General features: G+C 70.9%; 15 protein-coding genes. 13 read left to right on the top strand and 2 right to left on the bottom strand.

Features of this window, described 5'->3' with window-relative positions:
• Positions 1–5 precede the first annotated feature (5 nt).
• Together IEY88_RS24325 and IEY88_RS24320 are read right to left on the bottom strand one after the other, a co-directional pair.
• Positions 6–671 (bottom strand): response regulator, encoded by a 666-nt coding sequence (locus IEY88_RS24325; protein ID WP_444543338.1) that lies wholly within the window; start codon positions 669–671, stop codon positions 6–8.
• Positions 668–1,990, bottom strand: a complete 1,323-nt coding sequence (locus IEY88_RS24320; RefSeq protein WP_229693696.1) for a sensor histidine kinase — start codon at positions 1,988–1,990, stop codon at positions 668–670. Before IEY88_RS24320 ends, IEY88_RS24325 begins: the two co-directional genes overlap by 4 nt.
• A gap of 228 nt (positions 1,991–2,218) precedes the next feature.
• On the opposite strand from IEY88_RS24320, the gene IEY88_RS24315 reads away from it, so the two are divergent.
• From IEY88_RS24315 to IEY88_RS24255, 13 genes are all read left to right on the top strand, one after another.
• Positions 2,219–2,908 (top strand): ABC transporter ATP-binding protein, encoded by a 690-nt coding sequence (locus IEY88_RS24315; protein ID WP_373294173.1) that lies wholly within the window; start codon positions 2,219–2,221, stop codon positions 2,906–2,908.
• A gap of 3 nt (positions 2,909–2,911) precedes the next feature.
• Positions 2,912–4,852: an FtsX-like permease family protein gene (locus IEY88_RS24310; RefSeq protein WP_189157102.1), complete on the top strand. Its 1,941-nt coding sequence runs from the start codon at positions 2,912–2,914 to the stop codon at positions 4,850–4,852.
• A gap of 366 nt (positions 4,853–5,218) precedes the next feature.
• A complete protein-coding gene (locus IEY88_RS24305) occupies positions 5,219–6,100 on the top strand; it encodes a winged helix-turn-helix domain-containing protein (RefSeq protein WP_189157101.1) in 882 nt (293 codons plus the stop codon).
• Positions 6,097–6,309, top strand: a complete 213-nt coding sequence (locus IEY88_RS24300) for an MbtH family protein (protein WP_189157100.1) — start codon at positions 6,097–6,099, stop codon at positions 6,307–6,309. The genes IEY88_RS24305 and IEY88_RS24300 overlap by 4 nt, the downstream gene beginning before the upstream one ends.
• A gap of 79 nt (positions 6,310–6,388) precedes the next feature.
• Positions 6,389–7,435, top strand: coding sequence for a guanitoxin biosynthesis L-enduracididine beta-hydroxylase GntD (gntD, locus tag IEY88_RS24295; protein ID WP_189157099.1), 1,047 nt, complete (start codon positions 6,389–6,391; stop codon positions 7,433–7,435).
• On the top strand, positions 7,435–7,770 hold the full coding sequence (locus IEY88_RS24290; RefSeq protein WP_189157098.1) for a Dabb family protein: 336 nt from the start codon (positions 7,435–7,437) through the stop codon (positions 7,768–7,770). Before gntD ends, IEY88_RS24290 begins: the two co-directional genes overlap by 1 nt.
• Positions 7,771–7,780: 10 nt before the next feature.
• Complete coding sequence (locus tag IEY88_RS24285; protein ID WP_189157097.1) at positions 7,781–9,199, top strand: phenylacetate--CoA ligase family protein; 1,419 nt, start codon at positions 7,781–7,783, stop codon at positions 9,197–9,199.
• Positions 9,196–10,149 (top strand): branched-chain amino acid transaminase, encoded by a 954-nt coding sequence (locus IEY88_RS24280; protein WP_229693695.1) that lies wholly within the window; start codon positions 9,196–9,198, stop codon positions 10,147–10,149. The genes IEY88_RS24285 and IEY88_RS24280 overlap by 4 nt, the downstream gene beginning before the upstream one ends.
• The gene (locus IEY88_RS24275) at positions 10,146–10,793 is read left to right on the top strand and encodes a hypothetical protein (RefSeq protein ID WP_229693694.1); all 648 of its coding nucleotides are present in this window, start codon (positions 10,146–10,148) and stop codon (positions 10,791–10,793) included. Before IEY88_RS24280 ends, IEY88_RS24275 begins: the two co-directional genes overlap by 4 nt.
• 3 nt (positions 10,794–10,796) lie before the next feature.
• Positions 10,797–11,792: an ornithine cyclodeaminase family protein gene (locus IEY88_RS24270; RefSeq protein ID WP_229693693.1), complete on the top strand. Its 996-nt coding sequence runs from the start codon at positions 10,797–10,799 to the stop codon at positions 11,790–11,792.
• Positions 11,792–12,091, top strand: coding sequence for a DUF1330 domain-containing protein (locus IEY88_RS24265; RefSeq protein WP_189157096.1), 300 nt, complete (start codon positions 11,792–11,794; stop codon positions 12,089–12,091). The genes IEY88_RS24270 and IEY88_RS24265 overlap by 1 nt, the downstream gene beginning before the upstream one ends.
• Entirely contained in the window at positions 12,088–13,602 is a 1,515-nt protein-coding gene (locus IEY88_RS24260; protein WP_189157095.1) for a glycosyltransferase family 39 protein, read from the top strand. Before IEY88_RS24265 ends, IEY88_RS24260 begins: the two co-directional genes overlap by 4 nt.
• Before the next feature lie 185 nt (positions 13,603–13,787).
• Positions 13,788–23,126, top strand: coding sequence for a non-ribosomal peptide synthetase (locus IEY88_RS24255; RefSeq protein WP_189157094.1), 9,339 nt, complete (start codon positions 13,788–13,790; stop codon positions 23,124–23,126).
• The last annotated feature ends 11 nt before the right edge of the window (positions 23,127–23,137 follow it).

Here is a 23,137-nt window from a genome sequence, read left to right as displayed (position 1 = left end):
TGTGGTCACGGGCGGTTCGGCTGTGCTCCGTCACGCAGGTACGTGAGGGTCGCGAGCACGCGGCGGTTGCGGTCGTCGCCCGGGGTGAAGCCCAGCTTGGTGAAGATGTTGCCCACGTGCTTGTTCACGGCCGCTTCGGAGATGACGAGGGTCTCCGCGATGCCGGCGTTGGAGTAGCCCTCGGCTATCAGGCCGAGGACCTCCCGTTCCCTGTTCGAGAGGGTGGCCAGCGGGGTGCTGCTGCGCTTGAGCAGTTTGCGGACCACCTGTGGGTCCACGACGGTTTCGCCGGCCGCTACCCGGTGGAGGATGGCGATGAACTCCTGCACATCGCCGATCCTGTCCTTCAGGAGGTAGCCGACTCCTACGCCTCCGCCGGAGTCGAGGAGGTCTGAGGCGTAGCTGGTTTCCACGAACTGGCTCAGGGCGACCACTCGCAGGTCTGGTCGTTCCTGGCGGAGTCGTACGGTGGCGCGCAGGCCTTCGTCGGAGAAACCCGGCGGCATTCGGATGTCGGTGACGACGAGGTCCGGGTCGTGTTCGGCCACTGCGGCCATCAGGGCTTCCGCGTCGCCCACTGCGGCCACCACCTGGAAGCCGAACCTGTCCAGCAGGGCTGCCAGGCCTTCACGTAGTAGTGCGCCGTCCTCGGCCAGGACGGTGCGAATCATCTGGTGTTGCATGGGAACTCCGCTCGCACGGTGGTGGGCCCGCCGATCGGGCTGGACAGGAACAGGGTGCCGCCCAGGGCCGCGGCTCGGTCTGCCAGGCCGGTGAGGCCCGTGCCGCGGCCCGCGTCTGCGCCGCCTCGGCCGTTGTCGGTCACCTCGACGGTGAGGACGTCGCGGTGGACGTGGGCGGCCACCTGGATTTCGGTGGCACCGCTGTGTTTGCTCGCGTTGCTCAGTGCTTCGGCCACCACGAAGTAGCCCGCGCCCTCCACCGCGCCCGGTGGTCGTTTCGGGACCGCGCAGTCCACCGTCACCGGGGTGGTCGAGCGGTCGGCCAGTTCTTGCAGTGCGGCCGGTAGACCCAGGTCCGACAGGGCCTGCGGGTGGATGCCGTGGATGAACTCGCGCAGTTCGGTCAGGAGTTGCTTCGCCTGGTCGTGGGCGTTGGCAACGGGTTCCGCGCCGGGGGAGCCCGGTGGGATCTCCAGCTTCGCGAGGCCCAGTTGCAGGATGAGGCTGACGACGCGCTGCTGTGCGCCGTCGTGCAGGTCGCGCTCGATCCGGCGTCGTTCCGCCTCGAAGGCGGTCACCAGGCGTTCGCGGGACTGGGAGACCTCGACCAGTTCGGACCGCAGGCGTTCGTCCGCCGCGCCGGACAGCAGTGCCCTGGCGATCGTCGCGTGGAGTGAGGCCAGGCCGGCGAAGAGGTACAGCGTCACCGGGAGCAGCACCAGGCCCGCCAGGGCGTACGGCAGCGTTTCCGGCACCGTGCTCGCCCGGCCGAAACCGAGGGCCAGCGGAGCGTTCGGGGTGACCAGCAACGGGCTCGTGATGAGCGCGACGACCATCGACAGGATCAGGAGCAACATCGCGCTCGGTGCGACGGCCAGGGTCACGACGACCAGGTAGGCGAGTTCTCGCCAGGTCGCAGCCTCGGTGTAGCGGCGGCGCAGCCAGCCGAGCCAGCCGTCCTTGGACGAGCTGTGCGGCGAGGGTGCCGGGTCCAGGCGGACCAGGCGCAGCCGCAGGCGTTCCACCTGGGCCACGGGCAGCGCCACCAGCGGGCCGGCGAGCACGATGAGCAGCAGGCCGGCGAGGGTCGCCAGCACCACCTCGCCCAGTGTGGCCGGGTCCGGGCTGATGAAGCGGAAGACCAGGTACGACCACGGCAGGCCCAGCGCGGCGACCGGGCCCGCGGCGAGCAGCGACACCACCGGTGTGGTCAGCACGTACGACAGGCCGCGCCAGGGCCACGTGGTGATGAGGAACTGGCGAAGTCCCACCGACTCCCAGATCGTGCGAGCGCTGCGTACCGACACGACGACCACCGTAGTCAACATCGACTTCCCCGTTCGGGGGTAGAGGTTCTACTACCCCCAACTCGGAAGTTAAGGACAGTGACCCCGACCCCCTGGATGCGGTTGGCTGCAAACGTTGCACCGAACACGGGGGTTTTCATGTCTTGGAACCAGCACCTCTCCGCCGGTCTGCGGCAGGGGGTGCCGAACGCGGGTCATCCGGCTGTGGAGCTGCAGCAGGTCACGCGGATGTACGGGTCGAAGAACACCGGTGTCGCCGCGCTCGACAACGTCAGCCTGAGCTGCCCGGCGGGGACCTGGACCGCCATCATGGGGCCCTCCGGCTCCGGCAAGTCCACGCTGCTGCACTGCGCGGCAGGCCTGGACCAGGTGACGAGCGGGCGCGTCGTGCTCTCCGGCCGCGACATCACCATGGCGCCGGACAGCGTGCTCACCGAGCTGCGCCGCCGCACGATCGGCTTCGTGTTCCAGAGCTTCAACCTGATCAGCTCGCTGACCGCCGAGCAGAACGTCGCGTTCCCGTCGAAGCTCGCCGGGGTGAGGGTGTCGAAGAGCGACGTCCGCCAGACCCTCGCGAGCGTCGGGCTCGCCGACCGTGCGAGCCACCGGCCGCGTGAGCTCTCCGGCGGCCAGCAGCAACGCGTCGCCATCGCCCGCGCGATGATCTCCCGTCCCGCCGTGCTGTTCGCCGACGAACCCACCGGCGCGCTGGACTCGCACTCCGCCAAGATCGTCCTGGAACTGCTGCGCACCATGGTGCAGACCGTGGGCCAGAGCATCGTCATGGTGACGCACGACCCGGCGGTCGCGGCCAGCGCCGACACGGTGATCTTCTTGGCGGACGGCCAGATCGTGGACCGCGTGCACATGCCGACCATCCACGACGTCGCCGAGCGACTCGCGCGGCTGGAGAGCTGAGCCATGTTCCAGATGTCGTTCAGCACGTTCCGCGAACGGTGGGAGCTGTTCGTCGGCGCGATCCTCAGCGTCGGCGTCGGTGTCGCGCTGGTGCAGGCCTCGATGCTGATCCTGGTGGCCACCGGAACTCCGCAGGTCCCGCCAGGACTGCCGCGCCAGGCCGAGGACAAGATCCGCGAGGGCTACGTGGCCGCCGCGACGGTCATGGGCATGACGGCGTTCCTCGCCATGTTCCTCGCGGTCTTCATCGTGAGCTCCACGTTCAGCTTCACCGTCGCACAGCGACGACGTGACCTCGCCCTGCTGCGTCTCACCGGTGGCAGCCGCGGTCAGCTGCGGGCGTTGCTGTTGTCCGAGTCGCTGCTGCTCGGTGTGGTCGGTGCCCTGCTCGGCGTGCCGTTCGGGGTGATCGCGAAGGCCGCGCAGACGTGGCTGCTCGTCGAGATCGGCCTGCTCCCCGAGGGGTTCTCCGCCCCGTGGGAGATGTGGGCGGTGATCGTCGCGGGCTGCATCGGCATCGGTGTCTCGCTGGCCGGCGTGTTCACGGCGTCCCTGCGGGCGGCGAAGATCCGGCCGTTGGAGGCGCTGCGGGAGACGGGTCAGGCCGCCAGGGTGATGACGATGTCGCGGTGGTTCTTCGGACTGTCCTTCGCGGCCTGCACGATCGCCATGGTGCTGTGGGCGCAGGGCGCCAACCTGATCGGCGCGATGATGGCCGCGCTCGGCATCGCCATGTTCGGCGCGGTGGCCATGAGCATGCTGAGCCCTCTGGTCGTGCCGTTCATGGCCTGGCTGTTCGGTGTTCTCGTGCCCGGCAGCACCCTGGTCGGCCTGGCGCAGGCCAACCTGCGGGACGGGGTGCGCCGCAGTGCCGCGACCGCCTCCCCGCTGATCGTGCTGGTCGCGCTCCTGCTCGGGCTGGCGGGCACGTTCGGCTCGCTCGCCGCCGCGGGTGGCGCGGAGGCGCAGAAGTCGGTGAACGCCCAACTGGTCGTGTCGTCCACGGGCGAGGAGGCGGAACGGCTCGCGGGCGTCGAGGGCGTGGCCGTCGCCTCCCGGCAGAACGCCGTGGACATCACGATCACCGTGGAGAAGACGCAGAACAAGCGGGTGATCACGAGGAACTTCTACAGCGGGATCATCGCGGTCGACGCCGCGGACTACGCGCGCACGCACACCCTTCCGCCGTCGTCCGGCGACCTGGGCGCGCTGACCGGCAGCACGGTGTTCACCGGCCCCGCCCGGAACGCCGACCGGATCGCCCCCGGCCGGGTGCTCGCGGGGGACGCCGCCGGGCAACCGCTGCAGCTGACCGTGGTCGGCGGCCTGCCGGAGACGCTCGAGATGGGGGACAGCTTCCTGGTGCCGCGCCAGGCCCTGCCGAAGCAGGTGTGGGCGGGCGCGCCAACCGAGACCGTCGTCCAGGTCGCGCAGGGGCAGGACCCCGACGACGTGGCCGACCGGATCAGGGCGGCGGGCTTCGCCGAGGTGCGGGCCGTGTCCGACTGGGCGACGGCGCGCGCGGAGACCGCCCAGGACGGCAACGTCAAGATCCTGACCGTCCTGATGGGGCTCGCCGGGCTGTACGCGCTGATGGCCGTCGTGAACTCGGTGGTCATCGCCGGCACCGAACGGCGGCGCGAGTTCGCCGTCTCCAGGGTGACCGGCATGACCCAGCGCCAGGTGGTCAGGACGGCCGTCGTCGAGGCGGTCGCCGTGGCGGTCATCGGCCTGGTGCTCGGATGTGTGGTCGCGGGAGCGGGGCTGGTCGGTATCGGAGGCGCCGTGCACAAGGCGATCGGCACGACCGTCGTGTTCATCCCCTGGACGCTGTTGACAATTGTCGCAATTGGCTCCATTGGCATCGTGGCGGTGACGAGTGCAATCACGGCCACGATCGCGACAAAAGACCGTCCTGTGTCCCTGGTCACAACCAAGGAATGATTCCAACCGGCGAGCGGCGGTCGGCGTGCGCTCCACCCCCGAGCGCAACGCCGATCGCCCGTTCGGCGGAGTCGGCTTCGTCGAACGGCGGTCCCTTGACTCAGGAGGAAATCGCATTGGTCGAAAATGTCGAATATCGCTACGGTCGATAGTATTAGAACCGTGCGAGTTGGGCATCGTTGCTTCGATGTGATTCCTGGCTGGCTGTGATAGCGTTCTTGCGGGGTAAGGATCCTTGGGGGGTCGGGGGGCGATGTAATAGCTACTCGCCGGTAGTCCGCACGAAGACCCCATAGTAGTGCACACGTTGGGGGCAATGTGGTTCTGCGTATTCACTTCACAGCTGATGATCTGGCACGAACACGCATGACGGCCGGATTGGGGCCGGTTGCGGAAAGCATATTCGCCCTGGATCTGTTGTCCGGGCAGCGCGGTCATCTTTTTCATGAACTGCGCAAACACTTCCAGCGAAAGCTGGGGGACAAGCTGGCGGACATGCAGCAGTTCAGCCAGGAGTACCAGCCGATTCCCGAACTGCTCTGGATGCTCAACCGGCGGACACCGGCGGCCGCGTCCGCCGGTGGCGCGGGAGACCGCAACGCCCAGCAGGTCGCGGCGACCGTGTTCGACTTCTGCCGCAGTGTCGTGCTGCCCTCCTGGGGGCAGCTGCGTGACCGGCTGGAGGTCGAACGGGAGGCTCAGGCGCGCATCACGATCAGTGGCGGGGTGGAGGGTCTGCTCGGGTCCCTGCATCCCCGGTTCTACTGGAACCCTCCGGTTCTGGTGATCGCCGACGCCGCTGACCGGGACGTTCACCTCGGTGGCAGGGGCCTGCTGCTCAGTCCGGCGATCTTCCTGCAGGCCCGCCGGCACGCGCTGATCGAGAACGAGAAGGAGAGCGGGATGACCACGCTCGCCTTCTCGGTGGGCGCCGCGGAGGTCGGGGTCGAGGGCCTGAACGACTCCTGGGACGCGGGTGAACAGGCGCTGGGCGCGCTGGTGGGCACCACCCGTGCGGCGGCCCTGCGGGTGCTCACCGAGAGCTGCACCACCAGCGCGCTTTCCGAGCGACTGGGAATTTCGCTGGCAGGCGCCAGCAAGCACGCGACCGTGTTGCGCAAAGCCGGTCTCATCACCACCGCACGAAACCGCAATACCGCCCTGCACACACTCACGTCCCTCGGCCGAGCGCTACTGCACAAGCAGGAAGGCGCACTGCTGACGCGGACGGAAAGGTTTGCCTCATGACCACCAACCCTTTTGACGATCCAGACGGCCGCTACCTCGTCCTGGTGAACGCCGAGGGCCAGCACAGCCTGTGGCCGGAATTCATCGGCGTTCCCGCCGGGTGGACCGTGGTCCACGAGGTGACGGACCGGGAGACCGCGCTGGCCTACGTTTCCGAGAACTGGACGGACTTGCGTCCTGCGAGCCTCGTCGAGGCGATGACCAAGTAATTTAGTTCTCCGGCTAAACAGGTCGAGCCTGGCAGGGCACCATGCCAGGCTCGACCTGTTTTCGTTTGCGGAACAAGTCGTGAACAAGGGGGAATTCGTGCTCAGGTTCCAGCTGACCGGCACAGAGGTCGCGGACATCCAGCGCGTGGCGGACGACCTCGCACTGCGCTACGCCACCGTGGAAGACGAACGTTTTCATGCCGAGGCCCTGGTGTACGCCCAGGAACTGCCTCGTCGGCTGCGACGCGCCATCATCGACTACCGCACGGGTGAGGTGTCCGGGAGTTTCGTCCTCTCCGGACTCCCGGTGGACGACTCCTCGCTGGGCGACACCCCCGCCGACTGGCGCGACAAGCCGAACCCCACCGCCACCACCAGGTACGACCTGGTGTTCTACCTCGTCGGATGCCTGCTCGGCGAGCCGGTCGGCTGGGGCACGCAGCAGGACGGCCTGCTCATGCACGACGTGTTCCCGATCAAGGGCTTCCGCGACGACCAGATCGGCTGGGGCTCCGAGCAGCCGCTCGTCTGGCACACCGAGGACGCCTTCCACCCGCTGCGCGCCGACTACCTGGCCCTGATGTGCCTGCGGAACCCGGACGGCGTCGAGACCACCGCCGCGGACATCGCGGACGTCAAGCTCGACGAGGAGACCAGGGAGAGCCTGGCCCTGGAGCGCTACTTCATCCTCCCGGACGACTCGCACCGGCCGCAGTCCTGGGCAGGGGAGGAGCAGCAGGACCCGAGGCTCGGCCGGCTCCTCGCCCGGAGCAGGGAACGGGTGGAGAGCGCTCTCGCCAGCCCGAAGCCCGTCGCGGTGCTGTTCGGTGCCGAGGACGACCCGTACGTCTGCCTTGACCCGCACTACATGCAGGGCGTCCAGGGCGAGCAGGAGCAGGCCGCCCTCGACAAGATCGGCGAGGCCATCGACGAGGCGATGGGCGGAGTCGTGCTCGAACCGGGCGACATCCTGTTCATCGACAACTACCGGATGGTGCACGGCCGCAAGCCGTTCAAGGCGCGCTACGACGGCACCGACCGCTGGCTGCGCCGCCTCAACATCACGAGGGACCTGCGCAAGTCGCGGCACGCCCGGCTGACCGCCGCGTCGAGGGTCATCTACTGATGATCCGGCACATCGTCCTGTTCACGTTCAAGCCCGGCTGCTCCTGGGACGACCAGCGGGCCGTCGAGGCGGAGTGGTCCACGCACCAGGTGGGTGTGCACGTCCCGGAGCTCGTGGAGTGGCGCGCGGGACGCAACGTGTCCACAAGGGACATCGCGTGCGACTTCGTGGCGATCGGCCTGCTCCGGGACGAGGCGGACCTGCACCGCTACCTGACGAACGACTTCCACCGGAGATCGGCCGCCCTGTGGCGGGAGATCAGCACGTGGGTGATCGCCGACGTCGTAGAACCCGTGAGCTCGCAACCAACCGTGAGCTCAGACCACACCGCGTGATGGGGGAACCTTGTACACCGTCTTCCACCCGGAGCTCGCCGCGCTGACCGCGCGACTGGCCGGCGACTTCACCGGGTTCCTGGCCGGCGACTGGGACGCGGGCCGGCTGCGCGCGCACCAGTTGGCCGCGTTCCGCGAGACCGTCCGCTACACCCGCGAGCGTTCGCCGTTCTACCGGCGTCATCTGTCCGAAGTGGACCCGGACGCGATCGTCGCGCTGGACGGCGCCTCGATCTCGCACATCCCGTTCACCACCAAGGACGATCTGCGGCGAGAGCAGTTCGGCATGCTGTCCAAGAAGGTCAGCGACGGCTGGATCTTCTACGAGACCACCGGCACGACCGGCGCGGCCACCCCGTGCCCGCGCGACAACGTCGACACCCTGCACAACAACGCCGTGCTCACCGCGTACTACGAGACGGTGTTCCGGCAGTTCGGTGACGACCAGGTCATCGGCGTGTCCGGCCCGACGGAGTTGCACGCCACCGGGGACACGTTCGGTGACGTGTGCCGGAACCTCGGGCTGGCGGTCGCCAAGATGTGGCCGCACTCCCCGGTGATCGGCTTCCCGCGGGCGCTCGAGGTCATGCGGATGCTGCCGATCACCGGCCTGTTCTGCACGCCCGGCATGGCGCTGTCGCTCGCGAAGGCCGCGCTGCGCGACGGTCTGGACCCGGCGAGGGACTTCGAGCTGCGCACGCTGATGATGACCGGCGAACTGGTGTCACCCAGCCTGCTGCGGGTCATCGGCGACCTGTGGGGCGCCAAGGCCTACAACTGCCTGTACGCCTCGCAGGAGGCCTCGATCCTGGCCGCGTCCGGGGCGGACGGCGCGCTCTACCAGGCGCCACTCGTCAACTTCTACGAGGTGATCGACCCGGAGACCCTCGAACCGGCCCGGCCGGACGCCGAGGGGGTCCGCCAGGGCGAGCTCGTCGTCACGAACCTCTACCAGGGGGTGAAGCCGCTGGTCCGCTACCGCACCGGCGACCTGGTCAGGGAACGGCCGCCCGGCCGGGACGCCACCGTTCCCGCGCCCCGCGTGGAGGTCCTCGGCCGGGTCCGCGACCAGCTCGAGATCAACGGTCACGTGATCTCCGGCTACGACCTGGAGGACCTGCTGCTCCGAGATGTCGGTGGGTTCGTCGACTACCAGATCACCATCGACCGCGAGGCCGGCCGGGACGTGCTGCACCTGCTGTTCCAGCCGCGCACGCTCACCGCGGGCGACCCCGGCCTGGCAGCGGCCGCCCGTGCCTGCCGCGAACGTCTCGGCGCGACGCTCACCGTGAGCTTCGGCGAGCCGGGCGCGGTCACCGCCACCGGAGCCATGGTCAGCTGGAAGGCCGCCAGGGTCGTCGACCGCAGGGTCCTGGTCACCGCTGAATCCGTTGCCGCGCGGGAGATCGCGTCGCGGAGGACGCAGTGACGAGCACTCCCCGGCCAGGGCCGGTGGCCTACCACCGCGGGGCGTTCGTCGACGCCGCGACCGCGCAACTGCCGTTGAGCACGCAGGGTCTGCACTACGGAACCGGTGTGTTCGAAGGCATCCGGGCTCATCTGCTCGACACCGGCGAGCTCGCCGTCTTCCGGCTGGACGACCACCTGGAGAGGCTGCTCGCCGGGGCACGGCTCCTGCGCATCGACGTCGGGGCGACGCGGCACGAGCTGACGGAGGTGGTCGGCGAGCTGTTGCGGCGCAACGGTCTCGCCACCGACGTCTACCTGCGGCCGGTGGCGTACAAGCTGGGCCTGCTGCCGGGCACCCGGCCGGGCGTCGGGCTCAGCGGAGTCTCCGACGCGCTGTCGATCGTGGTCTCCGCGCTGGGGAACTACCAGCCGGAACAGGGCATTCGCTGCCTGGTCAGCTCGTGGCGACGACCTGCCCGTTCCGCGATCCCGGTCAGGGCGAAGATCACCGGCGGGTACGTGAACAACGCGCTCGCCCTCGACGAGGCCCGCTCCGCCGGGTTCGACGACGCGATCCTGCTCGACGACCGCGGACGGGTGGCGGAGGCGAGCACCGCCAACGTGTTCGTGGTGCGCGACGGCCGGGTCGTCACCCCGCCCGCGGACGGCGACCGGCTGCCGGGGATCACCAGGGACACGGTGCTGACCCTGGCCGCCGATCTCGGCGTGCCCACCGCGGAGGCGGAACTGGACGGCACCGATCTGCTGCGCGCGGACGAGGTGTTCCTCACGGGCACCGGATGCGGCGTCAGCCCGGTGATCGGGATCGCCGGCCGGCCGGTCGGCGACGGCAGGCCCGGACCGGTGAGCACCGTTCTGCGCGACACCTATGACGAGACCGTCCGCGGGCGCCGGCCCGGCACCCGCGGCTGGCTCACCACCTTTGCGCTGGAGGAGGCACTGCGATGAGCACGATGACGACCACGCCTCGGGCGCTGGGCTGGATGACGGTCGGCACCGCACCCGCTGTCCGGCTGACCTCGGTCGGCACGCTGGGGCCCGCCGGAACCAGCAGCGAGCAGGCCGCCGGTCTGCTGTGGGGCGAACTGGGTGAGGGGCCGCCGGTGGTGCGGCTGTTCAACTCCTACGAACAGGGCGCCGACGCCGTCCGCGACGGGCACGTCAGCCACTTCGTGGTGGCGAACGCCTACCGGGACGCGCACGAGTTCTACATGGACCTGCGGCTGTCGCTGGCCTCGGTGTTCATCATGGACACCCCGTTGTACGGACTGGCGCGCCGTCCCGGCGTTCAGGACATCCCCGCGCGGCCCACGGTCGCGAGCCACCGCTCGCCGGTGCCGTTGATCCACCAGCTGATGCCGGTCGGCCTGAACGTCGGTGACATCGAGGTGATGTCGTCCACCAGTGCCGCCGCGCAGGCCGCCCGCAACCGCCTCGTGGACCTGGCGCTCACCACCGAGGTGGCCGCGCGCAACCACGGGCTGGAGTTCGTGTCCGCCACCCGGCCGATCCGGATGGTGTGGTCGGTGTTCGTGGCCGGCGGGGGTGGCCTCGCCGGACTGACCGGCGGGACCGGAGAGGGAGAGGTCTGACCGATGTTGTTGATCCTGGACGGCGCCGCGGTGCGCAAGGCGCTCACGATGGCCGATGCCATCCCGGCGATGGCCGACGTCCTGCGCCGGTACAGCGAGGGCGTGGTGACCCAGCCGCTGCGGGCGATCCTGCGCCCGCAGTCGGGCAACGAGATCTTCGCGAGCATGCCCAGCCACGTCGCCGGGTACGGCTTCGGCCTCAAGGCGATCATGCTGAAGCCGGACAACGCCGCCCGCGGGCTGCCGGTGCACGTGGGCGTGGTCGTGGTGTTCGACCAGGAGACCGGCTATCCGCTGGCCACTGTGGACGGTGCGGCGCTGACGGGCATCCGCACCGCGGCCGTCTCCGCGGCCGCCACCAGGGCTCTGGCCCGCCCGGACGCGGGTGACCTCGCGATCATCGGTGCCGGTGCGCAGGCCCGCGGCCACCTGGAGGCCATGCACCTGGTCCGGGAGCTGCGCCGGGTGCGGGTGTTCAGCCGGACGCGGGATCGGGCCGAGCTGTTCGCCAAGCACGCGTCCCAGCAGTTCGGGATCGACGTGGAGGTCACCCGCTCGTCCGCCGAGGCCGTGCGCGGTGCCGACCTGGTCTGCACGACCACCTCCAGCGGGGAACCGGTGCTGGACGCCGCGGACCTCGCCGACGGCGTGCACGTCAACGCGATCGGCGCGTCCACGAAGGACGCCCGCGAGCTGCCGTCCGGCGCGGTCGCACGGGCGGCGGTGTTCGTGGACAGCTTGGAGTCCGCGCTCGCCGAGTCCGCGGACGTGGGTGCGCCGATCGCCGAGGGACTGCTCACCGCCGACCAGGTGACCGAGGTCGGTGACGTCCTGCTGGGCAGGCACGGCGGCCGGACGTCGGCGGAGCAGATCACCGTGTTCAAGTCGCTCGGCATGGCCGCGCAGGACGTGGTCGCCGGATTCCTCGTCGTGCGCGCGGCCACCGAGTCCGGCACCGGTGTCCGGGTGGCCTACCAGCGCGAGACGGGTGAGCACTGATGCCCACGCTGGTACTCGGCAACATCGTGGCCGTGCACGACCAGGCCGGGCTCGACGAGTACCGCCGCCGGGTCATGTCCACCGTGGAACCGTTCGGTGGCCGGTTCTTCCTGCGCGGCGCGGAGATCGACGTCCTCGAAGGCGACTGGAGGCCCGGCCACGTCTCGGTGCTGGAGTTCCCCAGCGCCGACCACGCCCGCCGCTGGTACCGGTCTCCCGCGTACCAGGAGCTCGTCGAGGTGCGGTCCGGGGTGGACCTGGAGCTGGTCGTCTTCGACGGTGAAGGTGACCGCGCATGACCGTGCGAGAGGACGTCGTCACCGCTCCGGCGCGGCTGCCGGTCAGAACCGGGATCGCCTGGCGTCCCGTGGGATTCGTGGTCTCCATCGTCTCGGTGGTCCAGGCTGTCTTCCTCGGCAACTACGGACTGACCGCCGACGAGCTGTACTTCCGGATGCTGGGCGACCGGCCGGGCTGGGGTTACACCGACCAGCCCGCGGCACTGCCGTTGCTGGCCAGGTTCGGCGCCGCGGTGTTCGGCGACTCCGCCTGGGGCGTGCGCGTCCCGGCCCTGCTCTGCGGCGCGGCCGTGCTGGTGCTGCTGGCCGTGATCACCGCGGAACTGGGCGGCGGCCGCCGCGCCCAGCTGCTGACCGTGGTCGCGGTGGCGAGTTCGCCGTTGGGCTGGGGTGTCGGGCACTTCCTGCTCACCACCAGCGTCGACATGGTCGTCTGGTGCGCCGCCGTCCTGTTCACCCTGCGGGCGCTGCTGCGCGGCGACGGCAGGTGGTGGATCCACGCCGGGATCACCTGCGGTCTCGGTCTGTACGTCAAGTACATGATCCTGCTGCTGCCCCTGGTGTGGCTGGTCTCGATCGCGCTGCTCGGTCCCCGGTCCGCTTTCCGGGACCGGCGGCTGTACCTCGGCATGGCCCTGGGGCTGGTGATCGGCCTGCCCAGCCTGCTGTACCAGGTCACCCACGGCTGGCCGCAGCTGGAGATGGCCGCGGCGCTGGGCAGGGAGGAGGGTGCGGAGAACCGTTCGCTGTTCCTCACCAACATGATCGTCCTGCTCGGCCCGGCCGTCCTCCCGGTGTGGATCAGCGGTGTCGTCGGCCTGTTCCGCTGGAAGCACTGGCGTCCGGTTCGCGGTCTGGCTCCCGCCTTCCTCCTGGCCCTCGCGCTCGTGTTGCTGGTGCAGGGTGGTCGTGCGGACTACACGGCCGGCTTCCTGCTCGCGGTGACCGCCGCGGGTGCCGTGGTGGCGGACCGCTGGATCAGCCGCGCCCGATGGCGGCCGTTCGTGCTGTTCGGGGCGATCGGACTGCTGGCCGTGCCGCAGTTCCTGCTGACGATGCCCGTGCTGCCCGAGAAGTTGTTCGCGCGGTACCCGGTGGCGAGCCTCTCGGTGGAGACCGTCGGCTGGCCCGCGATGGCACGACAGGTCTCGGAGGTCTACAAAGGACTTCCCGCTGCCGAACGGGACAGGGCGGTCGTCCTCACCGAGAACTTCGGCGAGGCAGGCGCCCTGCACCTGCACGGCCGGCAGTTCGGCCTTCCCGCGGTGTACAGCGGGCACAACGAGCTGTACCACTGGGGCCCGCCGCCGGACTCCGCCGACGTCGTCATCGCGGTCGGCCTGAGCCGGGGCACCTTCGCGGGCTGGCGGTGCACGACGGCCGCCGTGTACGACAACGGCATCGGCCTGAGCGCCAGCAAGGAGCAGGGCCGCGAGATCCTCCTCTGCCGCGGCCGCCCGCAACCCTGGCAGCAGTGGTGGCCGGCCCAGCGCAGACTGGGCGGTTACTGAGCCGAACGGCGCCTCACCACACCGGTGGGGCGCCGTTCTCGCTCGGCCGGCACGCCTCTGGCCGTGCTGTTTCACCTGCCTGTAAAGGATGTGGCCCTGACGGCCCCCCGCACTGAAGTATTGCGTCGGAACGCGATTCGCTGTTCTCGGCGCACTTCTTCTGCGCCACACAAGGGGGTTCTGCGGTGGTTCAGCAACATGCGCGTGGTCTGTACGACGCATTCGCGCGGCAGGTGCGGCGGTCGCCGGACGCGATCGCGGTGGAGTCCGAGACGGGATCGCTGACCTACGCGCAGCTCGACGCCCGCGCGTCCCACCTGGCGGCCCAGCTGGCCGCGCACGGCGCCGGGCCGGAGGTCGTCGTCGGTGTCTTCGCCGACCGCAGCCCGGAGATGATCGTGGCGCTGCTCGGCGTGTTCAAGGCCGGTGCCGCCTACGTGCCACTGGACCCGGACTACCCCGCGCACCGGATCTCCTTCCTGGTCGCCGACACCGCCGCCCCGATCGTCCTGGCCCAGCCGCACCTGCTGCACCGGTTGCCGGACACCGGCGCCCGCGTGATCGAGCTGGGGGCGCAGGAAGGCACGCCGTTCACGACGGTGGGGACGCACCACGAGAACCTGGCCTACACGATCTACACCTCGGGCTCGACCGGAACGCCCAAGGGTGTGCAGGTCTCCCGGGACGCGGTGCTGCGCAACATGATCTGGACCCAGGACCAGTACCCGATCCGCCCGGGGGACCGCGTCCTGCAGAAGACCCCGATGAGCTTCGACGTCTCCGTGTGGGAGATCTTCTGGCCGTTGTTCGGCGGCGCCACCCTGGTGCTGGCCAAGCCGGGTGGCCACCGCGACACCGACTACCTGGTGCGGCTCGTGCAGGACCGCGGCATCACCGTCGCGCACTTCGTGGCGTCCATGCTGACCGCGTTCCTCGCCCACCCCGACGTGGCGGGCTGCGGCACCCTGCGGGCGGTGTTCACGAGCGGTGAGGCGCTGCCCACCAGCGTCCGCGACCAGTTCTTCGAGATCTTCGACATCGGGCTGCACGACCTGTACGGCCCCACCGAGGGCACGATCCACGTGACCTACGCGGACACCGTCGCCGGGGAACCCACCGTGCCGATCGGCGTCGCGGTCACCGACATCACGACCCACGTCCTCGACGAACGGCTGCGCGAGGTGCCGGCCGGCGAGGTCGGCGAGCTGTACCTCGGCGGCGCTCAGCTGGCTCGTGGCTACCACCGCCGCCCCGACCTCACCGCGGAACGGTTCGTCGCGTCGCCGTTCGGTGCCGGGGGAGAACGGATCTACCGCACGGGTGACCTCGCGCGGGTGCTGCCCGACGGCAGGATCGACTACCTGGGCCGGGTCGACCACCAGGTGAAGATCCGCGGTTTCCGGGTGGAGGTGCAGGAGGTCGAGCTGGCCCTGCGGGAGATCGGCGGAGTGGCGGACGCCGCCGTCATCGCCCGCGACCAGCAGCTGATCGCGTATCTCGTGGCAGGACCCGAAGTCAGCCGCACGACCGTGCGAGCCGTTCTCGCGCAACGGCTTCCGGAGCACATGGTGCCCGTCGCCTACGTCCTGCTCGACGCGTTGCCGCTGACGATGAGCGGGAAGCTCGACCGCAACGCCCTGCCGGACCCCGGCAGGCAGGACCGTCTCACCGCGGGGTACCGGGCCCCCTCGGGTGCGGTCGAACAGGAGCTGGCCGCGATCTTCAGCGAGGTGGTCGGGGAACCGGTCATCGGCGCCGACGACGACTTCTTCCGCCTGGGCGGGCACTCGCTCAGCGCGATGCGACTGGCGCGGGAGATCCACGACCGGTTCGGCACCAGGCTGCAGGCGCGCACGATCTTCGACCACCGCACCGTCGCCGAGCTCGCCCTGCTGCTCGGCGGGGTCACCGCGACCGAGACGGACCTGATCACCGCCGGCGCGGGTGACCGGCTCCCGCTGTCCACCGCGCAGCGCCGGTTCTGGTTGCAGCAGCAGCTGAACCCGGACTCGCTGGAGTTCAGCGTTCCCCTCGCCTTCCGGCTGGAGGGCGACCTCGACCTCGCGGCGCTGCGGGCCGCCGCCACCGCGCTGGTGACCCGGCACGAGCCGTTGCGCACGGTCTTCGACGACAGCGGGGGCGAACCGGTCCAGGTGGTCCTTCCTGTGTCCACTGTGGACGTGACGACGGTGGACCTCACCGGTGCCGCCACCGATTGCCTGGACGAGGTGTTGGACACCGGCCTGCGCACCCCGTTCGACCTGCGCACCGGCCCGCTGATCCGGTTCCTGCTGATCACGCAGGACGCCGGCGAGCACGTGCTGCTCGTCAACGCCCACCACATCGCCGTGGACGGCTGGTCCCTCGGGCTGCTGACCGAGGAGCTCTCCGCGTTCTACGACGCGGCGGCCGGTGGTGCGCCGGTGCGTCCCACGGCGCCGGAGGTCCGCTTCGCCGACTACGCCGCCTGGGACCGCCGCACCCGCACACCGGAAGCGCTCGCCGGTGAGCACGCCTACTGGGCGGACCAGCTCGACGGCCTGCCCGAGCTGCGGCTGCCCACCGACCGGCCGCGCCCGGCGGTCCGCACGACAGCGGGTGCGGCGCACCGCTGGACGTTGCCCGCCGGCCTCACCGCGCGTCTGGGCGATCTGGCCGCCGACAGGGACGCGACGCTGTTCGTGGTCCTGGTCGCCGCAGTCCGGTTGCTGCTGTCGCGCTACTCGGGCCAGCGGGACTTCGCGCTCGGGGCGGCGGTGTCAGGCCGGGAGCACGCCGCCACCGAGGAGCTCATCGGCAACTTCGTCAACACCGTGGCGCTGCGGGCGCCGATTGATCCGCTGCTGTCCGTCGCCGCGGACCTGGACGGCGTGCGCGAGACGGTGCTGTCCGCCTTCACCCACCAGCAGGTGCCCTTCGACCAGCTCGTCGACCGTCTCGCCGGCGAGCGCGACGCCACCACCTCCCCGCTGGTCCAGGCGATGGTGGTCCTGCAGAACACCCGCTTCCGGCTCCCCGCTCTCGCCGGCCTCACCGTGGAACGGCTGCCGGTGCCGCTGCTCGCCGTGATGTTCGACATCGCCTTCGACTTCACCGAACGCGACGGGGAGCTGGACGCGGAGGTCCAGTACAACACCGACCTCTTCGACGAACAGACCGTCGAACGGCTCGCGGGCCACCTGACCGTGCTGCTGGAGTCCATGGTGGACGGTCCGGAACTGGCCCTCCGCGAGTTGCCCCTGCACGGCGACCGGGAGTGGGACCTGCTGTTGCGGCGGTGGAACGACACCGCCTCCGGGACGCCCGCCGCGCTGACCGCGCACGACCTCTTCCGGCAGGTGGCGGCGCGGACCCCGGACGTGGTCGCGCTGACCTCCGGCGAGCGGAGCTGGACCTACCGGGAGCTGGACGAGCACACCAACCGGCTGGCGCACCACCTGCTCACCCTCGGGGTGGGTGCGGACGTGCCGGTGGTGGTCTGCGTGGAACGCGGCCCGGACTTCGTGTTCGGCGCGCTCGCCGCGATGAAGGCCGGCTCGCCTTACGCCGCCATCGACCCGAGCAACCCGGCTGACCGGCTGGGTTTCGTCGTCGCGGACACCCGCGCCCCGGTCGTGGTCACCCAGCGGTCCCTGGCCGGCCGCCTGCCGGAGGTCACCGCCGCGCTGGTGTGCCTCGACGAGCTCGGCGACGTCCTCGCCGGACTGCCCGCCACCGCACCGGTCACGGCGGCGCACGCGGGGAGCCTCGCGTACGTCGTCTACACCTCCGGGTCGACCGGCCGTCCCAAGGGCGTCATGGTCGAGCACCGGAACCTGGTCAACCTGATCACCTGGTACCGCGAGGCCTACGAGGTCACCAGCGCGGACCGGGGCTCGCAGATCGGCACCACGGCGTTCGACGCGGTCGCGCTGGAGGTCTGGTGCAACCTGATGGCGGGCGCCGGGGTCGCGGTCGCCCCCGCGGACGTGCTCGACGACCCGCGCGACCTGGCGGCCTGGATGTCCTGTCAGCGGGTGACCCTGTCGGTCGTGGTGGCGGGCCGTCTCGAGGGCGTGCTGCGCGAGCTGGACGACCAGCCGAGTCCGCCGCGCGTGATCATCACCGGCGCGGACATGGTGCGCACCCGGCCGCGCGAGGGCAGCCGCGTCCGGGTGATCAACCACTACGGGCCGACCGAGTCCACCGTGCTGGCCACCGGCGCGGAGCTGAGGCCGGAGCACACCGGCCGGCCGTCCATCGGCGCACCGGTGCGGAACATCACCGGGTACGTGCTCGACGAGTGGGGCCGGCCGCTGCCCGCCGGGGCGCCCGGTGAGCTGTACCTGGGCGGCGCCGGCCTGGCCCGCGGTTACCTGAACCGGCCCGACCTCACCGCGGAACGGTTCGTCGCGGACCACCTCGGCACCGTCCCGGGTGGACGGTTGTACCGCACGGGCGACCTGGTGCGGCGGCTCGCCAACGGGGACCTGGAGATCCTCGGCCGGATCGACGACCAGGTGAAGATCCGCGGCTACCGCGTCGAGCTCGGCGAGATCGAGGCCGTCCTGCTCGACCAGCCCGAGGTGAACACGGCCGTCGTGATCGTGCGCGAGGACGACGCCGGCCGCAAACGCCTCCTCGGCTACGTGACCGCCGCCGGGGGTGCCCGTCCCGAGCCGGCGAGCCTGACCGCCGCCCTCGGCCGGGTGCTGCCGGACTACATGGTGCCCTCGGCGATCGCGGTGCTCGACGCCTTCCCGCTCACCGCGCGGGACAAGGTGGACGTCAAGGCCCTGCCCGACCTCGTGGACCAGCGCGGCGAAGCCGGTCACGTCGCCCCCAGCGGCCCGGTGGAGACGGCACTCGCCGAGATCTGGTCCGAGGTCACCGGCGTCGAGCGCGTCGGCGTGCACGACAACTTCTTCACCCTCGGCGGTGACTCGATCGTCGCGCTGCAGGTGGCGGCCAGTGCTCGCCGGGCGGGGCTCGTGCTGCGGTCCAGGGACCTGTTCCGCTGGCAGACCATCGCCGAGCTCGGCCGTCACGTCCAGGCGGAAACGTCCACTGTGGACGTCCCGGTCCACGACGGCCCCGCGCCGCTGAGCCCGGTGCAGGAGCTGCTGTTCGACCGGTTCACCGTGCCCGCGGACTTCAGCCAGTACGTCGTCGCCGACCTGGTGCCGGACGTGGACGCCCGCGCGCTGGCAGCCGCGGTCCACGCACTCGTCGACCACCACGAGGCGTTGCGGCTGCGCGTCACCGGCCAGGCGGGCCGTCGCGTGCAGTCGCTGTCCGCCGCCGGGGACGCACCCGGCGAGCTGCCGGTCCTCGCGGAGGAGGCGGGGGAGGCCGCGGCACGGCTCAGCGCCGCCACGGACCTGGCCGCCGGGCCGCTGTTCCAGGCCGCGCTGCTCGGCTCGGGCGATCGGCTGCTGCTGGTCGCCCACCACCTGGTCGTCGACGGCCTGTCGTGGCGGATCCTCGTCGAGGACCTGGAACGCGGCTACCAGCAGGCGAAAGCGGGCCAGCCGATCTCGCTGGGCGTGCGGACCACGGGGTTCGCCGAGTGGTCCCGGCGGCTGCGCGAGGCCGCCGTGGACGGCGTCTTCGACGACGAGATCGGTCACTGGTCCGCGATCTCCGGTGGTTCGTCCACTGTGGAGTCGACGGTGGCGTCGAACCGGACCGTCACGGTCACGCTGGACGCCGGCGCCACCGACGCGTTGCTCTACGACGTGCCGGCCGTCTACCGCACCGAGATCAACGACGTGCTGCTCACGGCGCTGAGCACCGCCTTCACCGCCTGGACGGGCGAGGACCGCGCGCTGATCGCCCTGGAGGGGCACGGCCGCGAGGAGGATCTGTTCGACGGCGTGAGCCTGAGTCGCACCGTCGGCTGGTTCACCAGCTACTACCCGGTGGAGCTCGACGCCTCCGCGCCCGCGCTCGCCGACCGCGTCAAGTCGGTGAAGGAGCAGCTGCGGGCCGTTCCGCGGCGTGGCGTCGGGCACGGTGCCCTCCGCTACCTGGGAACAGCTCCGCGGGTGCCGGACGTGCGGCCACGCCTGGCGTTCAACTACCTCGGTCAGTGGGACGCGGGTGCGGGCGGCCACGCCCTGGTCCGGCGGCTGTCCCCGGTCGACGTGGTCCAGGCGGGCGGGGACCGGCGGTTGCACGAGATCGAGGTGGTCGGCGCTGTCGCGGACGACGAGCTGTCGTTCAGCCTGGGCTACTCGGAGGGAAGCCACACCGCCGCCGAGGTGACCGCCTTCGCCGAGTCGTTCCTGGCCGGGCTGCGGGAGATCGTCGAGCACTGCCGGACCCCGCTCGCCGGTGGCCGCACGCCGTCGGACTTCCCGCTGGCGCCGCTGAGGCAGTCCACTGTGGACCGGCTGGTGGGCGACGGCCGCGACGTCGCCGACATCTACCAGCTGACGCCGGCGCAGAACGGCATCCTCTTCGACTCCCTGATGGACACCGGTTCCGGTGTGTACCTGGGGCAGTTCGAGGCGGTGCTGGACGGGGTCACCCGGCCGGAGCTGTTCGCCGCCGCCTGGCAGGACGCCGCGCACAACGCCACCGTGCTGCGCAGCCGGATCGTCTGGGAGGGCCTCGAAGGACCCGTGCAGCTGGTGCACCGGCAGGTCGAGGTCCCGATCACCCACCTCGACTGGCGGGGCCTTCCCGAGGACGAGCGGGAACGGGAGCTCACCGCCCTGCGTGCCGCCGACCGGGCCGCGGGCCTGGACCTCACCGCCGCCCCGGCCACCAGGGTCACCCTGATCCGGCTCGCCGAGGGCCGTGTCCGTCTGTTGTGGACGGTGCACCACCTGTTGATGGACGGCACCAGCGCGTACCAGGTGCTGGGCGAGGTGTTCGTCCGGTACGCCGCCCTCGCCGCGGGACGGAGCACGAGGCCCGCGCCGCGCCGCCCGTTCGCCGACTACGTGCGCTGGCTGCGTGGCCGCGACGAGCAGGCCGCGCGGGAGTTCTGGACGGCGGAGCTGGCCGGGCTGACCGCGCCCACCGCGCTGCCCTACGACATCGCGCCGTCCGGCGGGCATCGCACCGCCTCCACCGCCACCGTCGAGGTGGACGTGGACGCAGGCGGTGCGGCCGCGTGGGCCCGGGAGCACCGGCTCACCCTCAACACCCTGGTCCAGGGTGCGTGGGCGTTGCTGCTCTCGCGGTACAGCGGGGAGCGCGACGTCGTCTTCGGCGCCACCGTCTCGGGCCGTCCCACCGACCTGCTGGACGCCGACAGGATCGTCGGCCCGATGATCAACACCCTGCCGGTCCGCGTGCGGGTGCGGGGTGACCTCGCCCTCTCCGACTGGTTGTCCGAGCTGCAGCGCTCCCAGGTCGCGGCCAGGGAGTACGACTGGATCTCGTCGGCGCAGACCCAGGAGTGCACCGCCGTCCCGGCCGGTACGGCGCTGTTCGAGAGCATCGTCGTGTTCGAGAACTACCCGATCGACCACGACGCGGCCGCCGCCAACGGGCTCGAGCTCCTCGAGGTGACGTCCACCGAGATCTCCGGCTACCCGCTCGCCCTGGTCGTCTACCCCGGCGACGGGCTGCGCCTGTCGTTGCGGTACGACCCGGCGCTGTTCACCGCGGACACGGCGCGGGAGCTGGCCGCCCGGTTCGGCAGGCTGCTGACCGAGATCTCCGGGCCGCACGTCACCTCCGTGCGCGACCTGCGGATGATCAGTCCCGACGAGTACCGGCGGACCGTGCACGAGTGGACGGCCACGGAGTCCGCGTACTCGGTGGACCGCCGGATGGACGAGCTGATCGCCGAGCGGGTCCGCCGGGACCCGTCGGCCGTCGCGGTCGAGGACGGCGACCAGACGCTCACCTACGGGGAACTGGACCTCCGCGCCAACCGGCTGGCCCGCTACCTCGTCTCCCGCGGTGTCCGGCGCGACACCCTCGTGGGCATCGCGCTGGACCGGAACCTCGAGCTCGTCGTCGCGATCCTCGCGGTGCTCAAGGCCGGCGCCGGGTACGTGCCGCTGGACCCGAGGTTCCCGGCCGCGCGGCTCGCCCACATGCTGGCGGAGACCAGGCCACCGGTCTTGCTGACCCAGGAACGGCTGCTGGACTCGTTCGCGGGCGGTGCCGGTGAGGTGATCGCCGTGGAACGGATCGCCGCCGAGGTCGCCAGGAGGGGCAGGACCGCGCCGCGCGTGCCCGGCAGCAGCTCCCGCGACCTGGCCTACGTGGTCTACACGTCCGGCTCCACCGGCCGGCCCAAGGGCGTGATGATCGAACACCGGTCCCTGGTGAACGTCATCCTGTCCGGCATCGAGCACTACGACCTGAAGCCGGGCAGCCGGAAGCTGCAGTTCTACACGATGAGCTTCGACGGCGGGGTCTGGGACGTCTTCATGACGCTCGCCTCCGGCGCGACCCTCGTCATGGCCACAGTGGACGGTCAGGGTCAGGTGGACGACCTGCCGGCGCAGCTGCGCGACAGAAGGATCACCGCGCTGACGCTGCCGCCCGCGGTGCTGCCGCTGCTCGACCCGGCCACGTTCCCGGACCTCGCGGCGGTGGGCGTCGGCGGCGACGTCCTGCCCAGGGACCTGGCCGACGCGTGGTCGCGGCGGATGCGCCTGGTCAACATCTACGGCCCCAGCGAGACCGCGCTGGCGGTCACCCTGTTCCAGGCCAGGCCGGACGCCCCCTACCGCGCCGTCCCGCTGGGGCCACCGGTGCCGAACGCCGAGCTGTACGTGCTGGACGCCGACCTGTCGCCGGTGCCGCCGGGGATGACCGGCGAGCTGTACATCGGTGGCGCCGGGCTCGGCCGCGGCTACGTGGACCGGCCCGAGCTGACCGCGGAGAGGTTCGTGGCCAACCCCTTCGGGCCCCCGGGATCCCGGCTGTACCGCACCGGCGACCTCGTGCGCTGGAGCGAACCCGGCTGGCTGGACTTCGCCGGGCGCGTGGACGACCAGGTCAAGATCCGCGGTTACCGGGTGGAGCTGGCCGAGGTGGAGAACGCGCTGCTGCGGCACCCCGAGGTCGCCGAGGCCGCGGTCGTCGCGACCGGCGACGGGGACCGCAGGCGGCTCGTCGGCTACGTGTCCGCGGCCGGCCGGACGATCACGGCGAACCTCCGGGAGGTGCTGGCGGCGGAGCTGCCGGACTTCATGGTCCCGGCACAGGTCGTGGTGCTCGAGACCCTGCCGCTGGGGCCGACCGGCAAGATCGACCGCAGGGCCCTGCCCGAGCCGGGCCGCGCCGACGCGGTCGCCGCCGGGTACCTGCCGCCCACCGACCCGACCCAGGAGTCGCTGACCGCCATCTACGCCGAGGTCCTCGGCCTGGAGAAGGTCGGCGTCCAGGACAGCTTCTTCGAGCTCGGCGGTGACTCGATCTCCGTGCTGAAGCTGACCTCCAGGGTCCGGCTGGCCTTCGACATCGAGATGTCACCTCGCGAGTTCTTCGACGCCCCGACCATCGACGCGCTTTCGGAACTGGTGCAGGACAAGGTCCTCGCCGGTCTGGAAGCCGAGCTCGGGGTCCACTGACATGGAGAGAG

Source organism: Lentzea pudingi, from assembly GCF_014646255.1.
Lineage (GTDB): Bacteria > Actinomycetota > Actinomycetes > Mycobacteriales > Pseudonocardiaceae > Lentzea > Lentzea pudingi.
Note: the sequence above shows the minus strand (reverse complement) of the source record. Positions and strands in the feature narration are given on the sequence as shown.